This window comes from Pseudomonas sp. FW305-7 (assembly GCF_058786735.1).
The window spans coordinates 1,313-3,593 of the sequence record NZ_JBYSZA010000063.1 but is presented as its reverse complement, the minus strand read 5'-3'; the positions used below and the strand labels follow the sequence as shown (position 1 = coordinate 3,593).

At 60.9% G+C, this 2,281-nt stretch carries 1 pseudogene; it reads left to right on the top strand.

Annotated features, from left to right (window positions below):
* Nucleotides 1-2,281: pseudogene (locus AC3WMT_RS30785) on the top strand (hypothetical protein); the annotation flags it as partial.

Here is a 2,281-nt window from a genome sequence, read left to right as displayed (position 1 = left end):
GCCGATCATTCGCGAACTGTTTGGCGACACGCTTGAGCCAGACGAGGCTCAGGCCACCGTGGATGTTCGCTACCCGGACATCGCCAATGGCGACCTGATCAATCTGATATGGGCAGGGACACGCGCCGGCGGCCAATCTTATCGGCACGAAGCGCAACATACTGTCAGCGACAACGAAGCCAGGCAGGGAATGGTGACGCTTTATGTAACCAATGAGCACATCCGGGTGCTGGATCAGGGCCGTCTCGACCTTTCATACCGGGTGTCCAACGATAAGGTCGCGCTCTACGGCGTCATCGAGTCAGAGCGGCTGCTGGTCAACGTGGCCAACCTGCACGCCACACTGCCGGTGCCGAAAGTCGAGGAGGCTGACCCACCGGACGTACTCGATCCGTCCGGTGTCCTGGACAGCGTGCATGTCTTGATCGACCAGGCCAGGACCCTCAGGAAAGACATCCTGACCTACTACTGGCGTGCGCCAGATCCGCTGGGCAGCACCAGCGACTGGTTGCCCATCACGACAGTCACTGAAGGTAAGCCGGTGCGGTTCAGGGTGGACGCGCAGTTCGTCACGGGCAACATCGGGGGCTATGTGAAAGTTCGCTATGCGCTTTGGCGAGCAGCCACACAGAAATATGAGTATTCAGCGACGCTTGATTTGCTGATCGGCGAAGTGGTCAGCCCGACGATCACTTCGGTCACCGACTCCAAAGGCGAAGAAATTCCCGATAAAGGCGTCACGGTGGAGACCCGCGTGACGCTGACAGGCACTGCGAGCAAGGGTCTGAAAGTCCGGGTGCTGGACAACGACACGCCGCTGGGCGAGCCGACGGCCGACTTGACGACGGGCATCTGGACTTTACCGGTTACAGGTCTGAGCGTTGCGGTACACCGTTTCAAAGCCAAGGCCCTGTACGGTTCAGGCGTGGAATCAGCCATCAGAGAATTGCAGGTGGTGGCGCAAGTCACACCCAGCATCGACAACGTCACCGATTCCAAAGGCCCGGTCGTGCAAGGAGGCATTACCTTCGACCGCAATGTCACCGTCACTGGCAAGGCCAGCCCCAACCAGAAAGTCCGCTTGCGCGATGGCACCAATATACTGCATGAACCCACTGCCAACGGCTCCGGCGTATGGACCCAGGTCGTCAGTGCATTGACCGTCAGGGCTTACAGCCTCACCGCACTCGCCTTGTATGGCGACGGCCCGGAGTCGACTCCGCCACGTACTTTCACCGTCGCCCAAGCAGTGACGCCAACCATCACCAATGTCACCGACTCCAAAGGCCCGGTCTTGCAAGGAGGCATTACCTTCGACCGCAATGTCACCGTCACCGGCACGGCCAGCCCCAACCAGAAAGTCCGCTTGCGCGATGGCACCAATACACTGCATGAACCCACCGCCAACGGCTCCGGCGTGTGGACTCAAGTTGTCAGCGGGTTGACCGTCAAGGGGTACAGTCTCACCGCGCTTGCCTTGTATGGCGACGGCCCGGAGTCGACTCCGCCACGTACTTTCACCGTCGCCCAAGCAGTGACGCCCACCATCACCAACGTCACCGACTCCAAAGGCCCGGTCGTGCAAGGAGGCATTACCTTCGACCGCAATGTCACCGTCACCGGCACGGCCAGCCCCAACCAGAAAGTCCGCTTGCGCGATGGCACCAATACACTGCATGAACCCACCGCCAACGGCTCCGGCGTGTGGACTCAAGTTGTCAGCGGGTTGACCGTCAAGGGGTACAGTCTCACCGCGCTTGCCTTGTATGGCGACGGCCCGGAGTCGACTCCGCCACGTACTTTCACCGTCGCCCAAGCAGTGACGCCCACCATCACCAACGTCACCGACTCCAAAGGCCCGGTCGTGCAAGGAGGCATTACCTTCGACCGCAATGTCACCGTCACCGGCACGGCCAGCCCCAACCAGAAAGTCCGCTTGCGCGATGGCACCAATGCATTGCATGAACCCACCGCCAACGGCTCCGGCGTGTGGACCCAGGTTGTCAGCGGGTTGGCCGTCAAGGGGTACAGCCTCACCGCGCTCGCCTTGTATGGCGATGGCCCGGGGTCGACTCCGCCACGTACTTTTACCGTCGCCCAAGCGGGGGCGCCAAGCATCGACAACGTCATCGATTCCAAAGGCCCTGTCTTGCAAGGAGGCATTACCTTTGACCGCAATGTCACCGTCACCGGCACAGCCAGTCCCAACCAGAAAGTCCGCTTGCGCGATGGCACCAATGCATTGCATGAACCCACCGCCAACGGCTCCGGCGTGTGGACC